The following is a 23,092-nucleotide window of genomic DNA, read 5'->3' on the forward strand; positions in this document are numbered from 1 at the left end:
CCCGCCGATCGGTCCTGTCAAGAGGGTTTTCGACTACGCCCTGGACACACGGATGTAACGATCCCTTCGTCTTGCTGAAAAAATCTGCAAGCTCTTTCAGTTGGCTTGCAGCCCTGTTACGTTCCTGGCAACCCGGGCGCCGCGAGGGAGCGGACGGCAGGAGGTGTGGGTTTCACCTCTGCCCTACCGGGCTTCTATGAAGGAGTTCACATGCGGCGTGGCATAGCGGCCACCGCACTGGTGGCGGCACTGGCGCTCTCGGCGACGGCGTGCGGGGGAGGCGGCGGCGAAGGCGGTGCCGCCGACGGACCGGTCACCGTCACGTGGTGGGACACCTCGAACGCGACGAACGAGGCGCCGAACTACAAGGCCCTCGTCAAGGAGTTCGAGGCGGCGAACAAGGACATCAAGGTCGAGTACGTCAACGTCCCCTTCGAGCAGGCGCAGAACAAGTTCCAGACCGCCGCGGGCAGCAAGGGCGCTCCGGACGTCATCCGGGCCGACGTCGGGTGGACCGGGGCCTGGGCGAAGCAGCAGTTCCTCGCCCCGCTCGACGGCACCGAGGCGCTCGCCAAGGGCGATGACTTCACTCCCGCCCTGCTGGAGCAGGCCAAGTACGCGGGCAAGACGTACGGCGTCCCGCTCGTCACCGACAGCCTCGCGCTCATGTGGAACAAGGACCTCCTCAAGAAGGCCGGTTTCGACAAGGCGCCCACCACCTGGGACGAGCTGAAGAAGGTGTCCAAGGCGGTCGCCGACAAGACCGACGCGGACGGCTTCTGGCTGAACAAGGCCGGCTACTACCAGATGCCGTTCCTCTACGGCGAAGGCGTCGACCTCATCGACGCGGGCAAGAAGAAGATCACCGTCAACTCCCCCCAGGCCGCGAAGGCCATGGAGACGAGCAAGAGCCTGCTGGCCTCCGACGGCGTGGCGAAACTCGACGTCTCCGCCGACGCCTACGCCCACATGCAGGACGCCTTCGTCACCGGCAAGGTCGCGATGATCGTCCAGGGGCCGTGGGAACTCACGAACATCTACAAGGGCGCGGCGTTCAAGGACGCGGCGAACCTGGGCATCTCCACGGTTCCGGCCGGTTCGACCGGCACCGCTGGCGCCCCGATCGGCGGTCACAACCTGTCGGTCTACGCCGGTTCCGACGCGAAGCGGCAGAAGGCGGCGCAGAAGTTCGTCGCCTTCATGACGTCCGGCGCGACCCAGGCGAAGATCGCGCTGAAGAACAGCACCCTGCCCACCCGTACCTCCGCGTACACCGCCGAGGTCACGGCGCTGCCCGGCTTCGCCGAGATGCAGAAGGTGCTCGCGCAGAGCGGCAAGGCGCGCGGCTCGGACCCGAGTTACAGCTCGCTCTACACGGACTTCGAGACCCAGGTCGCCCAGATCCTCCAGGACAAGGTCTCGGTGCCGCAGGGCCTGGACAACACCGCCGGTGCCTTCAAGAAGTTGCTGAAGGACTACTCCTGACCGAGCGCGGCCGGTCCGTCGCCGCCAGCACGGCGACGGACCGGCCGCGGGCTTGTCCAGAACCCAAGTGGGGCAGTGAACTGCCGTGAAGACCCGCCGAGAAGGTGCCTGAAAGATGACTGTCGCCGACGAGACCGCGATGGCGAAGCGTGGGAGGGGCGAGCCTCCCCGCCCCGCACGCCCTGGGCTGTTCGCCCGGATGAAGCAGTCCTATGAGAAGCACTGGTACGCGTGGGCGATGGTCGCCCCCGTCGTCCTCGTGCTCGGCATATTGGTGCTCTATCCGCTCATCCGCGGCATCTATCTGTCGATGACCGACGCCAGCAGCCTGAACATCGGGCGGACCATCGGCGTCAACGAGATCCCGGACTCCTTCTCCTGGGTCGGATTCGGCAACTACACCGAGATCCTCTCCGGCGCCGACGGGCAGTTCTGGCCGCACTTCGGCTGGACGATCGTGTGGACCGTCGTCTGTGTCGCCTGCCACTACGGCATCGGGCTCGGTCTGGCGATGCTGCTCAACCGCAAGCTCCGGGGGCGTACGTTCTACCGGCTCGTCCTGGTGCTGCCGTGGGCCGTACCCACCTTCGTCACCGTCTTCTCGTGGCGGCTGATCCTCGCCGACGAGGGCGGCATCCTGAACACGGCTCTCGGGTGGCTGAGCCTTCCCCAGCCGGGCTGGCTGAGCGACGTCTTCTGGCAGCGGACCTCGGCCATCATGGTCAACGTCTGGGTCGGTGTGCCCTTCATGATGGTCTCGCTCCTCGGCGGTCTGCAGTCCATCAACGGCGACCTGTACGAGGCGGCCGAAATGGACGGCGCGAGCGCCTGGCAGCGGTTCCGCCACGTCACGCTGCCCGGTCTGCGCGCGGTCAGCTCCACCGTCGTGCTGCTCGGTGTCATCTGGACGTTCAACCAGTTCGTCGTGATCTTCCTTCTGTTCGGCGCGACCGGCGCACCCGAGGCGCAGATCCTCGTCACCTGGGCCTACCGACTCGGCTTCGGCCAGGACCCGAGGGACTACGCGGGCTCGGCGGCCTACGGCGTGATCATCCTGTCGATGCTCATCGTCTTCGCCTCCTTCTACCGACGATGGCTCGCCCGCAGCGAGCAGTCCGCCTGACGCAGACATAAGGACACCCACGTCATGAGCACTGACATCGACTCCCCCGCACCCTCCGCCAAGCGGCCCGCCGCCGCGGTCCGGCCGTCCTCCGCGGGACGGGGCAGGCGCAGCCCTCTCGCCTCGTTCGCGATCCACGCCACCCTGATCGTCGCGAGCTTCATCGCCTTCTTCCCCGTCGGCTGGATCGCCTGGATCTCCCTGGGGCCGGACAAGACGGACTTCCTGCACCCCGAAGACATCGCGGGAAAGATCAGCTTCGAGAACTACTCGGCGGTTCTGGGCGACACGGAGTTCCTCACCTGGTTCGCCAACTCGATGATCGTGGCGCTCGGCACCTGCGTGCTGGGAGTGTTCATCGCGGCCAGCGCGGGCTACGCGATCTCCCGCATGCGCTTCCCCGGGCACCGGCAGCTGATGTGGGTCTTCCTGCTGACCCAGATGTTCCCGGTGGCCATCCTCATGGTGCCCCTCTACAAGATCGTCGCGGATCTGGGGCTGCTGGACACCTACGGGGCGTTGATCCTGGTCTACTGCACCACGGCCGTCCCCTACTGCGCTTGGCTGCTCAAGGGCTACTTCGACACGATTCCGCACGAGATAGACGAGGCGGGGCGCGTCGACGGACTCACCCCGTTCGGTACCTTCTACCGGCTCATCCTGCCGCTCGCCCGGCCGGGACTCGCCGTGGCGGCCTTCTACACCTTCCTCACGGCATGGGGCGAGGTCGCCTACGCCTCCGTCTTCATGCTCAGCGAGGGCAAGCGCACGCTGGCGATCGGCCTCACCACCTTCGTCAGCCAGTACGACACCCAGTGGGACCTGATGGCCGCGACCGCGGTTCTCATCGCCCTGCCCGCCTCGCTCGTCTTCTATCTCGTGCAGCGTCACCTGATCGCCGGTCTCACCGCCGGCGCCGCGAAGTCGTGACGCGCGCGATTCCCACCCCGAGCACCTCCGTACGCCTCTCCGCATCTCCCAGACCTCCCAGGGACGACATGACCCAGCACCTCGCTGCCCCTGCCCCGCACGCCACGAACGCGGCCCCGCACACCCCCGACTGGTGGCGCTCCGCCGTGATCTACCAGGTCTACCCCCGCAGCTTCGCCGACGGAAACGGCGACGGCATGGGCGACCTCGCCGGAGTCCGCTCCCGCCTGCCCTACCTCCGCGACCTCGGTGTGGACGCCGTCTGGCTGAGCCCCTTCTACGCCTCCCCCCAGGCGGACGCGGGCTACGACGTCTCCGACTACCGGGCCATCGATCCCATGTTCGGCACCCTCCTCGACGCCGACGGGCTCATCCGCGACGCCCACGCGCTGGGCCTGCGCGTCATCACGGACCTCGTCCCCAACCACTCCTCCGACCAGCACGAGTGGTTCAAGCGCGCCCTCGCGGACGGCCCCGCCTCGCCCCTCCGGGCCCGCTACCACTTCCGTCCGGGGAAGGGCGAGGACGGCGAACTCCCCCCGAACGACTGGGAGTCCGTCTTCGGCGGCCCCGCCTGGACCCGTACCACCAACCCCGACGGCACCGACGGCGACTGGTACCTCCACCTCTTCGCCCCGGAGCAGCCCGACTTCAACTGGGACCACCCGGCCGTCGCCGACGAGTTCCGCTCGATCCTGCGCTTCTGGCTCGACATGGGCGTCGACGGCTTCCGCATCGACGTCGCGCACGGCCTCGTCAAGGCCGAGGGGCTGCCGGACATCGGCTCCCACGACCAGCTCAAGCTGCTCGGCAATGACGTCATGCCCTTCTTCGACCAGGACGGCGTCCACGCCATCTACCGCGCCTGGCGGAAGATCCTCGACGAGTACCCGGGGGAGCGGATCGGCGTCGCCGAAGCCTGGACCCCCACCGTCGAGCGGACCGCCAACTACGTCCGCCCCGACGAACTCCACCAGGCGTTCAACTTCCAGTACCTGGGCACCCATTGGGACGCGGACGCGCTGCGCGACGTCATCGACGTCTCCCTCGCCGCGATGCGCCCCGTCGACGCCCCCGCCACCTGGGTCCTCTCCAACCACGACGTGACCCGCCACGCCACCCGCTTCGCGAACCCGCCCGGCCTCGGCACCCAGATCCGCACCGCAGGCGACCGCGAACTCGGCCTGCGCCGCGCCCGCGCCGCCACGCTCCTCATGCTGGCCCTCCCGGGTTCGGCGTACGTCTACCAGGGCGAGGAACTCGGCCTCCCGGACGTCACGGACCTCCCCGACGAGTTCCGCCAGGACCCGTCCTTCTTCCGCGCGGCGGGCCAGGACGGCTTCCGCGACGGCTGCCGGGTACCGATCCCGTGGACCGCCACCGGGCCCTCGTACGGCTTCGGCGACGGCGGCAGCTGGCTCCCGCAGCCGACGTCCTGGGCGGGGCTGTCGGTCGAGTCCCAGACCGGCGACCCGGACTCCACCCTGGAGCTCTACCGCTCCGCCCTCGCCGCCCGCCGCTCCCACCCGGGCCTCGGCGCGGGCACGGACGTGACCTGGCTCCCGGGCACCCCGCCGGGCGTCCTCGCCTTCGCCCGCGACGGCTTCGTCTGCACGGCCAACACCACGGCCGGGCCGGTCCGCGTCACCGCTCCCGGCCGTGTGCTCCTCTCCAGTGCCGAAGTGCGCGTCGACGCAACGGAGTTCGACCTTCCCGCCGACACCACCGTCTGGTGGTCCGTGTGACGTTCTCCGCGCCGGGGAGTGGTGCGCCCACTCCCCGGCTGGCCCACATCGCCTCGCAGGCCAAGGTCAGCGAGGCGACGGTGAGCCGTGTCCTGAACGGCAAACCGGGGGTGGCGGACACGACCCGTCAGCGCGTCCTGGCCGCCCTGGACGTCCTGGGCCACGCCCGGCCCGTACGCCTCAAGCCCCGCGTGACCGACCTGATCGGCCTGGTCACCCCCGAACTCACCAACCCGATCTTCCCCGCCTTCGCCCAGATCATCGAGCAACAGCTCGCGGGCCGCGGGTACACCCCCATCCTCTGCACCCAGATCCCCGGCGGAGCGACGGAGGACGAACTCGTCGAGCAACTCGTCGACCGGGGCGTCGGCGGCATCATCTTCCTCTCCGGCCTCCACGCGGACCTCTCCACCGACCCCGCCCGCTACGAAGCCCTCACCGCCGCCCACATCCCCTACGTCCTCATCAACGGCTACAACGACCGCATCAGCGCACCCTTCGTCTCCCCCGACGACCACGCCGCGGTCCGCATGGCCGTCACCCACCTCGCCGACCTCGGCCACTCCCGCATCGGCCTGGCGGTGGGCCCGGTCCGCTACGTCCCCTCCCACCGCAAGCGCGAGGCGTTCATCGAGGCCCTCACGCCGTCGGCCGAACCGCCCATCCAGCACACCCTGTTCAGCGTCGAGGGCGGACAGGCCGCCGCGGTCGCCCTCCTCGACCAGGGCTGCACGGGAATCATCTGCGGCAGCGACATGATGGCCCTCGGCGTCGTCCGCGCCGCCCGCGACCGGGGCCTGCGCGTCCCCCAGGACGTCTCCGTCGTCGGCTACGACGACTCCCCCCTGATCCCCTTCACCGACCCGCCCCTCACCACCGTCCGCCAGCCGGTCCACGCCATGGCCTCGGCGGCGGTCGGCGCGCTCCTGGAGGAGCTGGGCGGGAACCCCGTACAACGCACCGAGTACGTCTTCCAGCCGGAGCTGGTGGTACGGGGGTCCACGGCGCACGTACCGGTCTGACCCGGCCCGACCTGCCCGGTCCCGGTCCGGTAGGCGGCCGTGCGGCGGGTGCCGCCTGACCTCTCGCGCGTGACCTCTCGCGCGTCGGTCCGCCAGCCGGTGCAGCTCTACTCCGGCCCGGTGGTGCCCGACCCGGCTGAAGGGCTGCTCGGCAGCGGAGGGGCCGGTGGGCGGCGGAGGGTGACCATGAGCACGGCGACGGCCCCCAGCAGCGCACCCAGCCCCGCGCCCGCCGCACCGAGCGTTCTGACGATCTCCCACGCGGTGCTCTCCGCCGGGCGGCAGCCCGGGTCGCACACCCGCGGACGGGCGCCGTCCGTCCGCGCGGCCACGAGAGCGGCCAGGCCCAGCAGCAACAGGACGATGCCGGACCAGAACGTCCGGCGAGCTGCTGCCTCGTACCGTCGCGAGCGGGTGTTGACCATGCCGCCCACGGTCCCACCCCGGGGAACGGGTCGGCAACGGCGCGGATCGAAGAAGGCCGGAGGTATGTGCGGGCTCGCGCCGGCCGTGATCGTCCGGCGGTTTCGTCGGGCAGCCGGGCATCAGTCCTCCGGTACTTCGACGATCACCAGCGTGCCCCTGCTCCCGGGGCGGACCGTGTGCGCGGCTCCCGCCGGGACCAGGAACAGCTCGCCCGGTCCTACCGACACCGCCGTGCCCGCCACCGTGAGTTCCAGTCGGCCGTCGAGGACGAGGAGAGCCTCGGCGGACCCGTGGCTCTCCTCCACGACCGGCAGTCCGTCCATGCGCAGGACCTTCACGCAGGCCGTTCCGACCTCGCCGAGGCGGTGCGAACTCCAGGCTTCCGGCAGTCCCTTCGCGCTCTCCAGCAGATTGACCACACTCATGGCACACCCCTTGTGGCGACCCCGTCCGGTCGTGCCGGAAGCGGTCGCTCGTCGCGATCAGTGGATGTCTCGGAAGCTACCTGAGCAGGGACAACCGGTGGTCGACCGTTGGGCAAAGGCTGAAGGAGAGCCGGGGGCGTCGTCCGTGGATCCGGGTCTGCGTGAAGGGTTGACCACGTACGGGCCTCCTCATAGCGTCACCTGCAAGAACTTCCCGGTACTTGCAGAAAGAATCTTCAGCGGGTGCGGTGCGCGGGACGTGCGCCGCACCCGTGAAGTGCGAAGTGCCCCCCACTGAGACGCGCCCACCGAAGGAATCCCCGTGACCCGCAGGCTTCCCCTTGCCCTCGCACTCCTCTCCGCCACCGCGGCCCTCCTCTCCGCACCCTCCTCCGCGCAGGCGGCTCCGCCCGGCGGCAAGGACGTCACCGCCGTCCTCTTCGAGTGGAGGTTCGCCTCGGTCGCCAAGGCGTGCACGGAGCGGCTCGGTCCCGCCGGGTACGGGTACGTCCAGGTGTCCCCGCCGCAGGAGCACATCCAGGGCGGGCAGTGGTGGACCTCGTACCAGCCCGTCAGCTACAGGATCGCGGGGCGGCTCGGCGACCGGGCCGCCTTCAAGGGCATGGTCGACACGTGCCACGCGGCCGGGGTGAAGGTCGTCGCGGACGCGGTCATCAATCACATGGCGGCCGGGGACGGGACCGGAACGGGCGGGTCGGCGTACCGGAAGTACGACTACCCGGGGCTCTACTCCGGCTTCGACCTGGACGACTGCCGTGCTCAGGTCAACGACTACCGCAACCGCTCGAACGTACAGAACTGCGAGCTGGTGGGCCTCGCCGACCTCGACACGGGGGAGGAGTACGTCCGGGGCCGGATAGCCGCCTACCTGGATGACCTCCGGTCGCTCGGGGTCGACGGCTTCCGGATCGACGGGGCGAAGCACGTTCCCGCCGCCGACCTCGCCGCCATCAAGGGGAAGCTGAGCGACCCGGGCGTCTACTGGAAGCAGGAGGCGATCTTCGGGGAGGGCGAGGCGGTCTCCCCGAGCGAGTACCTGGGGACGGGTGACGTCCAGGAGTTCCGGTACGGGCGCGGGCTCAAGCACGCCTTCCAGGGCGGCAGCCTGGCCTGGCTGAAGAACTTCGGCGAGGGGTGGGGCTTCATGGGGTCCGGGAAGTCGGCGGTCTTCGTCGACAACCACGACACGGAGCGGGGCGGCGACACCCTCAACTACAAGGCCGGCAGCACCTACACCCTCGCCAATGTCTTCATGCTGGCGTGGCCCTACGGTGCGCCGGACGTCCACTCCGGGTACGAGTGGACCGACAAGGACGCGGGCCCGCCCAACGGGGGTCAGGTGAACGCCTGTTACTCCGACGGGTGGAAGTGCCAGCACGACTGGCGCGAGATCGCCTCGATGGTGAAGCTGCGCAACACCGCCCAGGGGCAGCCCGTCACCGACTGGTGGGACAACGGGGGCAACCAGATCGCCTTCGGCCGGGGCGACAAGGCGTACGTCGTCATCAACCGCGACGGCTCCTCCATGACCCGCACCTTCCAGACCCGGCTCCCGGGCGGAACCTACTGCGACGTCCAGAGCAACCGCCCGGTGGCCGTGGACGGCGGGGGCCGCTTCACGGCAACTGCCGGACCCGGTACGGCGATTGCCCTGCACACGGGCGCACGCACCTGTTAGCCGTCGGCGGCGGGCGGGGTGGAAGCGGAAGTGCCCGCCCCGTCCGAAGCCTTGACCTGCCCCCGGCCCCCTCGTAGCGTCTCGCGCAAGAACTTTCTGACGTCTTGCAGCAAGAACATTCAACGGTGGTCCCGGACGTGTCCCGCCCGATCCGGCCCATCCGTACTCCGTACTCCGTACGAGGAGAGCCGCCCGTGATACCCGTCCCCCTGCGAAGAGCCGCCGTCGGCGTCGTGAGTGCGGCCCTCTGCGCCGCACTCGCCCCCGCCGCGCCCGCGTCCGCCGCACCGAAGCCGCCCACGGCGCCCGCAGCCCCCGCGGCCCCCGCCCCGCCCTCCGACGCCGAGCTGGCCGCCCGGCCCGCCCGGCACGACCTCACCCGCGACCAGTTCTACTTCGTCCTCCCGGACCGCTTCGCGAACGGCGACCCCAAGAACGACCGGGGCGGCCTCACCGGCTCCCGCCTCGACCACGGCTTCGACCCCGCCGACAAGGGCTTCTACCAGGGCGGCGACCTCAAGGGCCTGGCCGACCGGCTCGACTACATCAAGGGCCTCGGGACCACCGCCATCTGGCTGGCCCCGATCTTCAAGAACAAGCCCGTGCAGGGGTCAGGGAAGGACGCCTCCGCCGGGTACCACGGCTACTGGATCACCGACTTCACCCAGGTCGACCCCCACTTCGGCACCAACGCCGACCTCGAAAGGCTCATCGACAAGGCCCACGCCAAGGGCATGAAGGTCTTCTTCGACGTCATCACCAACCACACCGCCGACACCGTCGACTACGCCGAGAAGAAGTACGGGTACCGGCCGAAGGGTGCGTATCCGTACCTCGACCGGACGGGGCGGCCGTTCGACGACCGGCAGGGAACGCGCGGCAAGGTCGACCGGGACTCCTTCCCGTACACCCCCGTGCCCCGCGCGGGCGAGCGCAAGGTCCCGGCCTGGCTCAACGACCCTGCCATGTACCACAATCGCGGCGATTCCACCTTCGCCGGGGAGAGCGCCGAGTACGGCGACTTCTCCGGCCTCGACGACCTCTGGACCGAGCGGCCCGAAGTCGTCGACGGCATGGCGGAGATCTACCAGAAGTGGGTCCGCGACTTCGACATCGACGGCTTCCGCATCGACACCGTCAAACACGTCGACATGGACTTCTGGACCCGGTGGGCGACCGCCCTCGACGCGTACGCGAAGAAGCAGGGCCGAGACGACTTCTTCCTGTTCGGCGAGATCTACGACTCCAACCCGGCCGCCACCGCCCCGTACGTCACCCGTGGCCGCCTCGACGCCACCCTCGACTTCCCCCTCCAGGACGCCCTGCGCTCGTACGCCTCCCAGGGCGGCGGCGCGGACAAGCTCGGCAAGGTCTACGGGGCCGACTACCGCTACACCACCGACAAGGCCAACGCGTACGAGCAGGTCGCCTTCACCGGCAACCACGACATGGGCCGCATCGGCACCTTCCTGAAGCAGGACAACCCGAAGGCCGGTGACGCCGAACTCCTCCGGCGTGCCCGTCTCGCCAACGAGCTGATGTTCTTCGGGCGCGGAAACCCGGTGATCTACTACGGCGACGAGCAGGGCTTCACCGGCGCGGGCGGCGACAAGGACTCCCGCCAGACCCTCTTCGCCTCCCGCACCCCCGACTACCTCGACGACGACCAGCTCGGCACCGACCGCACCCACGCGAGCGACGCCTACGACACCACGCACCCGATCTACCGGTCCATCGCCGAACTGTCCCAGCTCACCAAGGCCCACCCCGCCCTCCGCGACGGCGTCCAGGAGGAGCGGTACGCGGAAGGCTCCGTGTACGCCTTCTCCCGTACGGACAGCAGGCGCAAGGTCGAGTACGTCGTGGCGACGAACAGCGCCGCCGAGGCGAAGACCGTCGAGGTCCCCGTCGCCAGTGCGGGCTTCCGTACGATCTACGGCGGCACCGGGGCCGTGACCGCCGCCGACCGGAAGATCAAGGTCACCGTCCCCGCCCTCTCCAGCCTCGTCCTCCAGGCGGACCGGCCCCTCGGAACGCCCGGTGCCCGGCCCGGAACCACCCTCAGGGCCCCGGCGGCCGGAGCGACCGGCACCGTCGAGATCGAGGCCGCCCCGACCGGCGGGCAGCTCAACCGGGTCGTCTTCGCCGCACAGGTCGGCAACGGGCCCTGGCGCACCCTCGGCTCCGCCGACCACGCGCCGTACAAGGTCACCCAGTACCTCGACGCCACGACGCATGCGGGAACCGCCTTGCGGTACAAGGCAGTCGTGGTGGACAGTGCCGGACGCACGGCCAGTGCCCTCGCCGCGTCGACGGCGGGGCAGACGCCCCCGCCCGAGAAGCCGCGCGCCGGAGAGCGTACGTACGCGGTCGTCCACTACCGGCGGGCGGACGGCGACTACGACGGCTGGCAGCTGAAGTCCCCTGCCGGGAACGGGGTGTTCAGCGGCCGGGACGCCTACGGTGCCTTCGCCTGGGTGAAGCTCGCCGAAGGCGCGACCTCCTTCCCCTACACCGTCGAGAAGGACGGAAAGGCGGACGGTCCCGCCCGGACCGTGGACCTCGCCGCGACCGGTGAGGTGTGGGTCGAGCAGGGCAAGGGCGGCCAGCTGACGAAGGCCCCCGAGGGGACGTATCCGCCGCAGGACAAGACCAAGGCGGTCATCCACTACCAGCGTCCCGACGGGAACCACGACGGCTGGGGCCTGCACGTCTGGACCGGGGCCAAGGACCCGACGGACTGGGCGAAGCCCGTGCTGCCGGTGCGGAAGGACGCGTACGGGGCGACGTACGAGGTGCCGCTCGCGGCCGGGGCGACGTCGCTGTCGTACATCCTGCACAAGGGCGACGAGAAGGACCTGCCGACCGACCAGTCCCTCGACCTCGTGACGTACGGGCACGAGGTGTGGGCGCTCGCCGGGCAGCCCACGTACGTGCTGCCGCAGGCCGGTGGCGCGGGCGCGCTCGACCTGGCCAAGGCCGAGGCGCAGTGGATCGACCGGGACACCGTGGTGTGGAAGGTCAAGGCGACGGAGGCGACCAGCCAGCAGCTCGTGTACGCACGGGACGGCGGGATCAAGGTCGTCGACGGGGCGCTGTCCGACGAGGGGCGGTGGCTGCGGCTGAACGCGGCGGAGCTGAGTGCCGCGCAGAAGGCCAAGTACCCGCACCTGAAGGACTATCCGGCGTTCAGCGTGGACGCGCGGGACCGGGATCGGGTGGAGGGTGCGCTGCGCGGGCAGGTCATCGCCACGCAACGGGCCGCGAACGGGGCGCTGTTGGCGGCGACCGGGGTGCAGATTCCGGGGGTTCTCGACGCGTTCTATGCCGCGAGCGCGGAGAAGGCCGCGCTCGGGCCGGTGTTCCGGGACGGACGGCCGACGCTGTCCGTGTGGGCGCCGACCGCTCAGGAAGTGGTACTGGACCTGGCCGGGCGGAAGGTCCCGATGCGGCGGGACGCGCGTAGTGGGGTCTGGTCCGTGCAGGGCGAGCGGGGCTGGGCCGGAAAGCCGTACGTGTACGAGGTGACCGTGTGGGCCCCGAGCGTCCAGAAGGTCGTGCAGAACCGGGTCACCGACCCGTACTCGACCGCGCTGACCACGGACTCTGCGCGGAGCCTGGTGGTGGACCTGCGTGATGCGAAGCTCGCCCCCAAGGGGTGGGGCGGGCTGAAGAAGCCCGCCGCCGTGCCGCTGCGGAACGCGCAGATCCAGGAACTCCACGTACGGGACTTCTCGGTCGAGGACCGGACGGCGAAGCACCCCGGGCAGTACCTCGCCTTCGCGGACCGCGCATCGAAGGGCTCCCAGCACTTGCGGAAGCTGGCCGAGGCAGGGACGTCGTACGTACATCTGCTGCCCGTCTTCGACATCGGGACCATCCCGGAGAGGAAGTCCGAACAGGCCGTTCCCGCTTGTGACGTGACGTCGTATGCGAAGGACTCGGAGGAGCAGCAGGCGTGCGTGGGGAAGGTTGCGGGGAAGGACGCGTACAACTGGGGGTACGACCCGCTGCACTACACCGTCCCGGAGGGGTCGTACGCGAGTGATCCGGAGGGGACGCGGCGGACGGTCGAGTTCCGGCAGATGGTGCAGGCGCTCAACGGGAGCGGGCTGCGGACCGTGATGGACGTGGTCTACAACCACACCGTCGCCGCCGGGCAGTCGGACAAGTCGGTGCTGGACCGGATCGTGCCGGGGTACTACCAGCGGCTGATGGCCGACGGGTCGGTCGCCACGTCGACGTGCTGTGCGAACACCGCGCCCGAGAACGCCATGATGGGGAAGCTGGTCGTGGACTCCGTCGTCACCTGGGCGCGGGAGTACAAGGTCGACGGGTTCCGCTTCGACCTGATGGGACACCACCCGAAGGCCAACATCCTCGCGGTGCGCAAGGCGCTGGACGCCCTGACGCTCGCGAAGGACGGCGTCGACGGCAAGGCGATCGTCCTGTACGGGGAAGGGTGGAACTTCGGCGAGATCGCCGACGACGCGCGCTTCGTGCAGGCCACGCAGAAGAACATGGCGGGGACGGGCGTCGCGACCTTCTCCGACCGGGCGCGGGACGCGGTGCGCGGCGGTGGGCCCTTCGACGAGGACCCGGGGGTCCAGGGATTCGCCTCGGGGCTGTTCACCGACCCCAACTCCTCGGCGGCCAACGGGAGTCCGGCCGAACAGCGGTCCCGGCTGCTGCACTACCAGGACCTGCTGAAGGTCGGGCTGAGCGGGAACCTCGCCGGGTACTCCTTCGTGGACAGCGGCGGACGTACGGTCAAGGGTTCCGAGGTCGACTACAACGGCGCCCCCGCGGGGTACGCGGCGGCGCCCGGGGACGCGCTCGCGTACGCGGACGCGCACGACAACGAGACCCTGTTCGACGCGCTGGCCTTCAAGCTGCCGGTGAAGACCTCGGCGGGGGACCGGGCGCGGATGCAGGTGCTGGGGATGGCGACCGCCGCCCTCTCGCAGGGGCCCGCGCTGTCGCAGGCCGGGAGTGACGTGCTCCGGTCGAAGTCGCTGGACCGCAACTCGTACGACAGCGGGGACTGGTTCAACGCGATCCACTGGGACTGCCGGGAGGGGAACGGCTTCGGGCGGGGACTGCCGATGGCGGCCGACAACCGCTCCAAGTGGGGCTTCGGAAAGCCGCTGCTGACGGCCGTCTCGGTGGGTTGCCCGGAGATCGAAGGGGCTTCGGGGGCGTACCGGGACCTGCTGAGGATCCGTACGACGGAGGCGGACTTCGCTCTGGCCACCGCCGGGGAGGTACAGGAACGGCTGTCCTTCCCGCTGTCGGGCAAGGGGGAGACGCCCGGGGTGGTGACCATGCGGCTCGGGGGGCTGGTGGTGGTGTTCAACGCCACGCCGGGTCCGCAGCAGCAGGTGGTGGCCGGAGCTTCGGGCACTGCTTACGGACTGCACCCGGTGCAGGCGGGGGGCTCCGACCCCGTGGTCAAGGGTGCCTCCTACGACGCAGCCTCGGGAACCTTCACCGTCCCGGGCCGGACGGTGGCCGTCTTCAAGGCTCGCTGAGGCGATCCTGAGCCCCGCCGCCCAGCCCCCTTGGGCGGCGGGGCCGCCCCGGGGGCGGAACGGGCGGGCAAGGGGGCGGCACCCCTCGCTCCGGGCCCACCCCGGAGCGCCCCCGCCCCACCCCCGGGGCCCGCACTTACCCCGGGAGCCCGACCCCCGGAACCCCCGCCCCCACCAAGTGGTCCAGAATGACACCGTGTTGGGACACCTCCCCGAGGAAGCCACGACCTTCGTGGGCCGCCGCGCCGATCTGGCCCGCGTCGCCCACCTCCTCACCACGCACCGCCTCGTCACCCTCACCGGCCCCCCGGGCGTCGGCAAGACCCGCCTCGCCCTGCGCGCCGCCCAGCAGGAGCAACGGGGAGCCCGGCACCCCGACGGCGTCTGGTGGGCCGACCTCTCGCCCCTCCGCGACGAGGCCCTCCTCGTCGCCTCCGTCTCCGACGCCGTCGACTTCGCCGACCACACCCTCCGCATGCCCGCCGAAGCCCTCTGCGAGTGGCTTCAGCTCAAAAGGGTCCTCCTCGTCCTCGACTGCTGCGAGCGCCTCGCCGCCCCCGTCGCCCACCTGGTCGGCGAACTCCTCACCACCGTCCCCCGGTTGACGATCCTCGCCACCAGCCGACAGGCCCTCGGGAGCAGGAGCGAGGCCGTCGTCGACGTACCGCCCCTTCCCCTGGACGGGCCGGACGGCGCCGCCGACCTCTTCCGCGACCGGGCCCGCCGGGCCGTACCGGGGCTGGCCCTCGACGACCCCTCCGTCGACACCGCGGTCCACGCCATCTGCACCCACCTCGAAGGGCTCCCCCTCGCCCTCGAACTCGCCTGCGCCCAGCTCGCCGAGGACCGCACCGTGCAGGACGTCGCGCAGCGGCTCACCGCCCGCGCCGGGGCCCGGCTCGACGTCCTGGCCCAGGACGGCACCTGGCCGCAGCGGCACCGCGCCCTGCGCACCGCCATTGGCTGGAGCCACGAGCTCTGCACCCCGCTGGAGCGGCTGCTCTGGGCCCGGCTGTCCGTCTTCCGGGGGGACTTCGGCGAGTTGGAGGCCGCCGAGATCTGCGCCGGCGGGCCGCTCGACGCGGACACCGTCGGGCGCGCCCTGCGCGGGCTCGTCCGCAAGTCCGTCGTACGGCAGCGGCCCGACGGGTCCTGCCGCATGCTCGACACGCTGCGGGAGTACGGGGCGATGTGGCTGCGGGAGCTGGGGGAGGCCCCCGGGGCCGAGGCCCGGCACGCCGCCTTCCACGCCGACCTCGTCCGCCGCGCCGACGAGGGCTGGCTCGGGGCGGAACAGGCCGCCTGGTACCGGCGGATCGGCGACGCGCACGCCGACCTGTGCGCCGCACTCGACCACCTCCTGGAGGCCGACCCGGTGGCCGCCCTGGAGATGGCCGGGCGGGTCGGCTTCTTCTGGAGCTGCTGCGGGCACCTCCACGAGGCCCGCACCTACCTCACCCGCGTGCTGGAGACCCAGAGCGTCCCCGGCCCGCACCGCTCCCGCGCCCTGTGGGCCCTCGGCGTCACCACCATGCTCCAGGGGGACCACGAGGCCGCCCGCTGGCTCGGGGAGCAGTGCGCGGTGGCGGCGTGGCAGGCCAAGGACCCGGAGGACATGCTCAGTGCCGCCTATCTGCTGGGGATCACGTATCTGATGATGGGGCGTCCGCGAGCCGCCCACACCGTCGCCGACCGGTGCCTCGTCGCCCGCCCCGGCGACGCCTTCTCCTCGCCCTCCCAGCTCCGCTGCCGTCTCGTCCGGGTCTTCGCCCTCACCGGCATGGGCCTGCTCGCCGAGGCCGAGGAGGCCGCGGCCGAACTGCGGCGGATCTGCGCCGAGCAGGGCGAGTGCTGGACGCGGGCGTACGCGGACTACCAGCTCGCGCTCATCGCCCTCCTCCAGGGGCGGCCCGACACCGCCGCCGCGCACGCGCGTGCCATGGTCGACTCCAAGTACCGGATCAGGGACAGCTTCGGCATCGCGCTCGGCCTCGACGTGCTGGCCGCCGCGCTCGCCGCCCAGGGGGAGGGGGAACAGGCGGCCAGGGTGTACGGGACCGGTTTCACCTACTGGGGGCAGGTAGGCCACCCCCAGCGCGGCACCCCCGAACTCGAGCCCGTACGGGCGGAGTGCGAGCGGCGGGCCCGGTCGCTGATCGGTGACGCCGCCTACGAGCACGCCTACGCGGAGGGCGTCGCCGCCGAGCAGGACACCGCCGTGGCCCTCGCCCTGCTCGGCCCGCATCCGTGACACGGGACCCGGCCCGGAAGTCGTGGGTGACCATCGCACGAATCGCTCGTTCTGCGTAACGTGCGCCGCCCTCAGGATGTTCTCAGCCGCCCCCGCAAGCCCACCGACGCCCCCGCCGCCCCGCCCCCGGCAGACCCCACCGTCGCCGTCGGCGTCGCGCAGGCCGAGGCCGCTCTCGTCGAGCACTACCCGAGACTCGTGCGCCTCGCCTACCTGGTGCTCCCGCCGCACCTCGGGCGCAACCGCCGGGTGCTGACCGCTCACTCCCTCGTCCAGCGTTCCCTTCCCCGGGGCCGCACCGGCCGTACCCCCGAGGCCGTCGCCCGGATTCCCGGGCCCCGCCGCACGGAGGGGGACGCCTCGGGCGGGCGCGGCGGCGGTGGGCACGCGTTCGTGCGGCAGCAGGTGCTGCGGCAGGCGCTGGAGGCCGAGCCCCCGCTGCGGTGGAAGGCATGGCCGAAGAGGGCCCAACTGCCGCCCGTGCTCCCGCAGGTGTGGGGGGTGCGGCTGTTCCCGAAGTCGGGGGGCGCCGACGAGCTCGCGCTGGACCAGCGGCTCGCCGCCCTGTCCGGTGCCGGGCGTGCCGCGTACGTACTGCGCGGTCTGGAGGGGCTGGACGCGGCAGGCGTACGGAGTGTGCTGCGGGCCGCCGGGGTCGCGGAGCCCGATGCCGCGCTCGCGGAGGCGGACACCGTCGAGCCGTCCCCGCTCCTGGAGTCCGCCGAGTTCGACCCGTGCTCCCTCCAGGCCCGCCCCACCGACCTCATGCGCCGCCGCCAGCACGCCCGTATCGGCGTCGCGGCCCTCGCCGCCCTGGTGGTGGGCACGGTGGTCCTCGGCGGGTCGCGGGAGAGCGGGTCGAGCGCGCGGGACGTGGCCGAGGAAGAGGCTCTGGACCCGGGGCAGTTGACGGTCGCGGCAGCCGCCGCCTGGAAGGTGTCCGACCGTACCGACTTCTCCGCCTGGCCGGTCCGGGGCTCCCTCGCCGACGACAGCGAGCTGCTGCGCCGGGCGCTCGGGGTGTGGGCGGCCCCCGGCGACGCCGTACGGATCTCCGCGACCCCGTACACCGCCACCGGGCCCGCTGCGGGCGCGCCCCAGCTCCTGTACGCGGGCGAACTCGACGGGGCGCGCGTCGTCGTCCTGTACGACGGGCTGCGGCTCGTGCGGTACGCGGAGCCCCTGGACGGGAGCGAGGACGCGGCCCTGGACTTCGCGCGGGTCGACGGGGCGCAGGAGGCCACCGCCAACGCCGTCGTCGTCTCGCGCACGGACACCCAGGTGCGGTATCTGACGGCTCCGTGGGCGGACCGGACCTCGGTGCGCGACCTGCTCGACCCGGCCGCCCCGCCCCGCGCCCTCAAGCGGGGGCCCGACGGCGTCACCGGGCCCGTGGCCGCGTCCTCGATGGCCCGGGACTGCACGAGCTGGGACGCCGTGGAGGTGCGGGACACGACCGGGGTCCGTACGCTCACCGACCTCGGAGAGCTGGTCCCGGCACGGCTGACGGCCGGTACGCCCGCCGCTCCCGCCGACATCAAGTCCACCGCGGACAGGGCGAGTTGGGCACGCGCCGCGTGTCAGCTGCCGACCGTGCGGGCGCAGGGCGTGCGGAGCGTCCAGGTGTGGTCGTACGCCTCCCAGAGCCTTCCCGAGGGCGGCGGCACCGCGCAGTGGGTGTGTACCCGCGCCGAGACCTGGCAGGGGTCCGGGAGCCGGGTGCTGGCGCAGTTCCAGCCGCCGCAGGCCGGGCCGCCCGCACCCGGTGCGGTCGCCGCGAGGGCGGAGGACTCGGCGGCCTGCGGGGCGAAGGCCCCCCAGGTGCTCGCCGGGGTGCTGTGGAAGTCCAAGAGCGACAAGTGGTACCTGCTGGCGGCGGGGAACGAGGCGTTCCGGTCGGTCGCGGTGAGCGGCGGGGTGACCGGGTCGGCGGACGGCAACGTCCTGGCCGTCCCCGCCAAGAAGGGGGCGCAGGCGCAGCTCAACGGCACGCTGGCGGACGGCACGAAGGTCGCCTCGCTGCGCTGACCGCCTCGGCCGAGGCCGTCAGGGGGCGGCTGCGGGTGGTGTTGGTCGTGTGGCGTCAAAGTTCTGACTGCACAGACCTGTTGCCAAGGTCGTACCCGTCAGTACATTGACGCCATGTCTAATACGCAGCAGGGGCCGGTCCCGGTGGCGTCGGAGTGGACGCCGCTGAAGGCCCGCCACGTGTCCTTCGACTGGGCGGACACCCCGCTCCACTGGCTCCCGGGGCAGCCCTTCGCCACCCACACCATCAACGTCCTGCACCTGCTGCTCCCGGCGGGGGAGCGCTGGTTCGTGCACGTCTACCGGCAGGCGCTGCCGCTGATCACCGACGAGCGGCTGCGGGGGGACGTCATCGGGTTCATCGGCCAGGAGGCCATGCACTCCCAGGCCCACGACGACGTCCTGCCGCACCTCAAGGCGCAGGGGCTCGACCCCACCCCGTACACCGCGCAGGTCGACTGGCTCTTCGAGAAGCTGCTCGGGGACCGGACGCTGCCGCCCGGCAGGGCGCGCCGGTGGTGGCTCCTCGAGCGGATCGCGATCATCGCGGCCATCGAGCACTACACCGCCTTCCTCGGCGACTGGGTCCTCAACGCCGACGAGCTCGACCGGCGCGGCGCCGACCCGACCATGCTCGACCTGCTGCGCTGGCACGGGGCCGAGGAGGTCGAACACCGCTCGGTGGCCTTCGAGTTGTTCGAGCACGTCGACGGCAGCTACCGGCGCAGGGCCCGCACCTGGGCCACCGCCTTCACCGCCCTGGTCTTCCTGTGGCAGCGCGGCGCCCGCTTCTTCATGGAGAACGACCCGACGCTGAACGGGACGGGCCGGGCCCGCGTCTCGGACTTCGTACGGGACGGGCGGCGGGGGCTGCTCCCGGCCCCCGGCGCGATGGCCAGGTCCATCCCCCGCTACCTGAGCAGGAGTTACCACCCCTCCCAGGAGGGCAGCACCGCCCAGGCCGTCGCCTACCTCGCCTCGTCCCCCGCCGCCACGGCCGCCGAAGCCCGCACCGCAGAGGCCCGCACTTCCGGAGGTTCCTGAACCATGTCCCGTGCTCGTATGCCCCGTGTTCGTACGTCCCGTGCTCGTACGTATCTGATCGCGGCCACAGCCGCCTCGCTCGCGGTCGTCGCCCGGCGGGCCCTGCGCGGCCGCGTGCGGCGGTCGCCGCTGTGGCCCCTGCCCGCGCTGGAGGAACCCATATCGGGGCAGCGGGGCCGGTCCGGCTCCATCCGCGTCCTGGTCAGCGGGCGCGACGAGCCCGCCGAAGGCGTCGTACGGCTGCATCTGGAGGCCATGGACGCGGGCGACCTGCCGCGCTGGGAGCCCGGCGCGCACCTGGACCTGGTGCTGCCTTCGGGGCTCGTGCGGCAGTACTCGCTGTGCGGCGATCCGTCCGACCGGGCCTCGTACACCGTCGCGACGCGGCTGATCTGCGAGGAGGAGGGCGGGCGGGGCGGCTCGCGGGAGGTGCACGAGCAGCTCCACGAGGGCTCGGAGATCGAGGTCCGAGGGCCGCGCAACCGCTTCGCGCTGGTCTCTTCGGCGTCGTACGTCTTCGTCGCGGGCGGGATCGGCATCACCCCGCTGCTGCCCATGCTGCGGGCGGCACAGGCGGCGGGCGCTGACTGGCGGCTGCTGTACGGGGGGCGGAGCCGGGCCACGATGCCGTTCCTGGCGGAGGTCGAGAACCTCGGCGGGCCCGAGCGGGTGCGGATCGTCGCCGAGGACGAGGACGGGCTGCCGGATCTCGGCGGGCTGTGGGCCGATGTGCCGCAGGGGACCGCTGTGTACGCGTGTGGCCCCGAGGGGCTGTTGGGAGCGGTGGAGGGATCGCTGCCGGAGCACTGTTCGTTGCACGTGGAGAGGTTCGCGCCGGGCGCGAGCGCCGGGGGCTCCGGCGCTTTCGAGGTGGAGCTGCGCAGGAGCGGGACCGTCGTCCAGGTGGCCGCCGGCCAGTCGGTGCTCGCGGCGCTCAAGCCGGTCGTGCCGAACGTCTCGTACTCCTGTGAGCAGGGGTTCTGCGGCACCTGCCAGCAGCGGGTCGTCGAGGGCGAGATCGAGCACAGGGACGAGCTGCTGACGGATTCGGAGCGTGACGACTCGCTGCTGATCTGCGTCTCGCGGGCGCGCGGGGAGCGGCTGGTGCTGGACCTGTAGCAGGAGGGGGGCCGGGGCCGGGTGAAGATCCTTACCGGCCCCTGGGGGTCCCCCGGGCGGGGGCCGAAGGTTAGTCTGGTGGAATGACGACCGGGGTGCGCCGCAGGATGGGCGTCGAAGAGCGCAGGCAGCAACTGATCGGTGTGGCGCTGGAGTTGTTCAGCCACCGCTCGCCCGACGAGGTCTCGATAGACGAGATAGCCGCCGCCGCGGGAATCTCCCGGCCGCTCGTCTACCACTACTTCCCCGGCAAGCAGAGCCTGTACGAGGCGGCCCTGCGGCGTGCCGCCGACGAGCTCGCCGCGCGCTTCGACGAGCCGCGTGAAGGGCCGTTGGGCGCCCGGTTGCTGAGGGTGATGGGCCGGTTCTTCGGGTTCGTCGACGAACACGGGCCCGGTTTCTCGGCGTTGATGCGCGGCGGACCCGCGGTCGGGTCCTCGACGACGAACGCGATGATCGACGAGGTGCGGCAGGCGGCGTACGAGCAGATCCTCGACCACCTGGGCGTGGGCGAGCCGCCCGCCCGGCTCGCGCTGGTCGTACGGTCCTGGGTGTCGCTCGCCGAATCGACGGCGCTGCTGTGGCTCGACGGGCGGGAAATCCCGCGCGGCGAGCTGGAGTTGCAGCTCGTCCACGATTTCGCCGCACTGATGGCGGTCGGCGCGGCGTACGACCCGTCGATGGCTCAGATCGTCCTGCGGATACTGGCGGACGAACCGGCGGACGGGCCGTTCGGGGAACTGATGGGGCGGCTGACGGGGCTGGCGGGGGCCCTGCCGGTGGTGCCGGGGCCCCGGACCGCTGTGGAGTAGCCGCCGCTTGTGCGTGATGGTGGACGTGATGGTGGAGCGTCCGTCACTCCTTGTACGTGACGCTGACGTCCTGGAAGCCCAGGGAGCGCAGGAGGCCCTGGAGCATGCTCGTCGTGTTCTTCTCGGCGCGGGCGGCGAGTTCGCTCTCCTGGGCGGCCTCGCCGATGCGCTGTGCGGCCAGCTTGTGGACGGCCTGCTCGTCGTTCGGGTTGTCCGAGAAGAAGTCGCCGAGGCGGTCGAGGAGGCCGCGCTGCTTGGACACGGCGTACGAGCGGTCCGGGTCGAGGGCCGGTTTGCCGAGGGTGGCGTGCGGGAGCCGGATGGTGGCGGCGGTGCGGTCCTCGTTGACGGTGACGTCGTTCTTGCCGAGGCCGCCCAGGGCGACACTGGCGCCGACGGTGCCCGCGCCGACGTACAGGGTGCGGGTGCCTCGGATGGCGTCGGGCAGGAACTTGGCGTCCTTCTCCAGGTCGACGACCACCTGGAAGTTTCCGGCCGCCGCCTCGTAACTGCTCATGTCCTGGAGGGACTTGAGGACGGCCGGGCCGGTGCGGTCCTTGGTCTCGGTGCCGAAGAGGTCGCCGAGGCCGGGGATGAGGAAGAGGCGGGTGCCGAGGAGGAGGACGGCGAAGAGGGCGAGGAGGACGCCCGGGATCGTGATCCAGAGGGGGACGCGGCGGCGGGGTCGCGGCGGGGAGGGGGAGCGGGGACTTGCGGTGTCCCCGGCCTCCGTGCGCGCTTCGGTGCGGTCCATGGTTTCCGAATGCCCCTCCACAGCCCCCTCACGCACCGCCCCCCTCGCCCTCCCACCCTCCACCTCCCCTCAGGCTCCACCCCACCTCACCCCTTCGGGCTCCACCCCACCTCACCCCTTCGGGCTCCACCCCCGCCCATCCCCTTCGGGCTCCGCCCCGCCTCACCCCTTCGGGCCTCCTCGCCTCGCCCCTTTGGGCTCCGCCTCCGCCCATCCCCCTCGGGCTCCGCCCTGCCTTGCCCCTTCGCGCCCCGCCTCCGCCTGGGCCCCTTGGGCTCCGCCCTCCGCTTCCCTCGCCTCCTTGGGCGGCGGGGCCGCCCCCCGGGGGCGGGACGGGCGGGCAAGGGGGCGGCCCCCCTCGCTCCGGGCCCGCCCCGGTGCCGCCCGCTGTTACCTCGCCCTATGGGTGCGCCGCACCCCGGTGCGCCTGCGGCGGGCTGCCCCAGACCCTTCCCCAAGCTCTCAACTTCGTTCGAGCAGGGGAGACACCATCCTTCACCTAAACTCGCGAGGCTTGGGGGTCGGACGTGCGGGCGCGTTGGGGCTGGGCGCGCAGTTCCCCGCGCCCCTAACGGGGCGCACCCCTCCCAGACCCAGCGGAGCCGGGAGCGCACGCGCGGCGGAGCCGCACAGTGATACAGCCCCGCGCCCCTGAAGGGGCACACCCCCCAGCCCCGGCGGAGCCGGGAGTGCACGCG

The 23,092-nt window shown here is 71.6% G+C and carries 14 protein-coding genes and 1 pseudogene; 12 read left to right on the plus strand and 3 right to left on the minus strand.

The features are described from left to right. The first annotated feature begins 210 nt into the window (after positions 1 to 210). From OG897_RS09195 to OG897_RS09215, 5 genes are all read left to right on the plus strand, one after another. Positions 211 to 1,485 (plus strand): extracellular solute-binding protein, encoded by a 1,275-nt coding sequence (locus tag OG897_RS09195; protein WP_266654640.1) that lies wholly within the window; start codon positions 211 to 213, stop codon positions 1,483 to 1,485. A gap of 115 nt (positions 1,486 to 1,600) precedes the next feature. Beyond that, on the plus strand, positions 1,601 to 2,608 hold the full coding sequence (locus OG897_RS09200; RefSeq protein ID WP_266654642.1) for a carbohydrate ABC transporter permease: 1,008 nt from the start codon (positions 1,601 to 1,603) through the stop codon (positions 2,606 to 2,608). Between the two features lie 24 nt (positions 2,609 to 2,632). Next, the gene (locus OG897_RS09205) at positions 2,633 to 3,538 is read left to right on the plus strand and encodes a sugar ABC transporter permease (protein WP_266654644.1); all 906 of its coding nucleotides are present in this window, start codon (positions 2,633 to 2,635) and stop codon (positions 3,536 to 3,538) included. Between the two features lie 68 nt (positions 3,539 to 3,606). Beyond that, positions 3,607 to 5,283 carry an alpha-amylase family glycosyl hydrolase gene (locus OG897_RS09210; RefSeq protein ID WP_266654646.1) on the plus strand — a complete coding sequence of 559 codons (1,677 nt, stop codon included), beginning with the start codon at positions 3,607 to 3,609 and terminating at the stop codon, positions 5,281 to 5,283. Then, positions 5,268 to 6,305: a LacI family DNA-binding transcriptional regulator gene (locus tag OG897_RS09215; protein ID WP_266656694.1), complete on the plus strand. Its 1,038-nt coding sequence runs from the start codon at positions 5,268 to 5,270 to the stop codon at positions 6,303 to 6,305. Before OG897_RS09210 ends, OG897_RS09215 begins: the two co-directional genes overlap by 16 nt. A gap of 107 nt (positions 6,306 to 6,412) precedes the next feature. Here the strand turns inward: OG897_RS09215 and OG897_RS09220 are convergent, their stop codons facing one another. Both OG897_RS09220 and OG897_RS09225 read right to left on the minus strand, forming a co-directional pair. Continuing rightward, positions 6,413 to 6,730 carry a hypothetical protein gene (locus tag OG897_RS09220; protein WP_266654648.1) on the minus strand — a complete coding sequence of 106 codons (318 nt, stop codon included), beginning with the start codon at positions 6,728 to 6,730 and terminating at the stop codon, positions 6,413 to 6,415. A gap of 120 nt (positions 6,731 to 6,850) precedes the next feature. Then, positions 6,851 to 7,156 (minus strand): cupin domain-containing protein, encoded by a 306-nt coding sequence (locus OG897_RS09225; protein ID WP_266654650.1) that lies wholly within the window; start codon positions 7,154 to 7,156, stop codon positions 6,851 to 6,853. Positions 7,157 to 7,478: 322 nt separating this feature from the next. Here OG897_RS09225 and OG897_RS09230 point away from each other — a divergent pair. The 7 genes and pseudogenes from OG897_RS09230 to OG897_RS09260 form a co-directional block, all read left to right on the plus strand. Further along, positions 7,479 to 8,852, plus strand: a pseudogene (locus OG897_RS09230) (alpha-amylase family protein); the annotation flags it as partial. Between the two features lie 197 nt (positions 8,853 to 9,049). Continuing rightward, the gene (pulA, locus tag OG897_RS09235) at positions 9,050 to 14,386 is read left to right on the plus strand and encodes a pullulanase-type alpha-1,6-glucosidase (protein WP_266654652.1); all 5,337 of its coding nucleotides are present in this window, start codon (positions 9,050 to 9,052) and stop codon (positions 14,384 to 14,386) included. Between the two features lie 196 nt (positions 14,387 to 14,582). Beyond that, positions 14,583 to 16,637, plus strand: a complete 2,055-nt coding sequence (locus OG897_RS09240; RefSeq protein WP_266654654.1) for an NB-ARC domain-containing protein — start codon at positions 14,583 to 14,585, stop codon at positions 16,635 to 16,637. Positions 16,638 to 16,697: 60 nt separating this feature from the next. Further along, on the plus strand, positions 16,698 to 18,665 hold the full coding sequence (locus OG897_RS09245; RefSeq protein WP_266654656.1) for a hypothetical protein: 1,968 nt from the start codon (positions 16,698 to 16,700) through the stop codon (positions 18,663 to 18,665). Positions 18,666 to 18,779: 114 nt separating this feature from the next. Beyond that, positions 18,780 to 19,709 carry a metal-dependent hydrolase gene (locus tag OG897_RS09250; protein WP_266654658.1) on the plus strand — a complete coding sequence of 310 codons (930 nt, stop codon included), beginning with the start codon at positions 18,780 to 18,782 and terminating at the stop codon, positions 19,707 to 19,709. A gap of 3 nt (positions 19,710 to 19,712) precedes the next feature. Continuing rightward, the gene (locus tag OG897_RS09255) at positions 19,713 to 20,828 is read left to right on the plus strand and encodes a PDR/VanB family oxidoreductase (RefSeq protein ID WP_266654660.1); all 1,116 of its coding nucleotides are present in this window, start codon (positions 19,713 to 19,715) and stop codon (positions 20,826 to 20,828) included. Positions 20,829 to 20,911: 83 nt separating this feature from the next. Continuing rightward, complete coding sequence (locus OG897_RS09260; protein WP_266654662.1) at positions 20,912 to 21,640, plus strand: TetR/AcrR family transcriptional regulator; 729 nt, start codon at positions 20,912 to 20,914, stop codon at positions 21,638 to 21,640. A gap of 43 nt (positions 21,641 to 21,683) precedes the next feature. Here the strand turns inward: OG897_RS09260 and OG897_RS09265 are convergent, their stop codons facing one another. After that, positions 21,684 to 22,394 (minus strand): DUF4230 domain-containing protein, encoded by a 711-nt coding sequence (locus tag OG897_RS09265; protein ID WP_266654664.1) that lies wholly within the window; start codon positions 22,392 to 22,394, stop codon positions 21,684 to 21,686. Positions 22,395 to 23,092: the final 698 nt, after the last annotated feature.

This window comes from Streptomyces sp. NBC_00237 (assembly GCF_026342435.1).
In the GTDB taxonomy this organism is placed as follows: Bacteria; Actinomycetota; Actinomycetes; order Streptomycetales; family Streptomycetaceae; genus Streptomyces.

Coding starts and splice junctions, on each gene's coding strand:
- OG897_RS09195 (WP_266654640.1), top strand. CDS start 211: ATGCGGCGTGGCATAGCGGCCACCGCACTGGTGGCGGCACTGGCGCTC.
- OG897_RS09200 (WP_266654642.1), top strand. CDS start 1,601: ATGACTGTCGCCGACGAGACCGCGATGGCGAAGCGTGGGAGGGGCGAG.
- OG897_RS09205 (WP_266654644.1), top strand. CDS start 2,633: ATGAGCACTGACATCGACTCCCCCGCACCCTCCGCCAAGCGGCCCGCC.
- OG897_RS09210 (WP_266654646.1), top strand. CDS start 3,607: ATGACCCAGCACCTCGCTGCCCCTGCCCCGCACGCCACGAACGCGGCC.
- OG897_RS09220 (WP_266654648.1), bottom strand. CDS start 6,730: ATGGTCAACACCCGCTCGCGACGGTACGAGGCAGCAGCTCGCCGGACG.
- OG897_RS09225 (WP_266654650.1), bottom strand. CDS start 7,156: ATGAGTGTGGTCAATCTGCTGGAGAGCGCGAAGGGACTGCCGGAAGCC.
- OG897_RS09250 (WP_266654658.1), top strand. CDS start 18,780: ATGTCTAATACGCAGCAGGGGCCGGTCCCGGTGGCGTCGGAGTGGACG.
- OG897_RS09255 (WP_266654660.1), top strand. CDS start 19,713: ATGTCCCGTGCTCGTATGCCCCGTGTTCGTACGTCCCGTGCTCGTACG.
- OG897_RS09260 (WP_266654662.1), top strand. CDS start 20,912: ATGACGACCGGGGTGCGCCGCAGGATGGGCGTCGAAGAGCGCAGGCAG.
- OG897_RS09265 (WP_266654664.1), bottom strand. CDS start 22,394: ATGGACCGCACCGAAGCGCGCACGGAGGCCGGGGACACCGCAAGTCCC.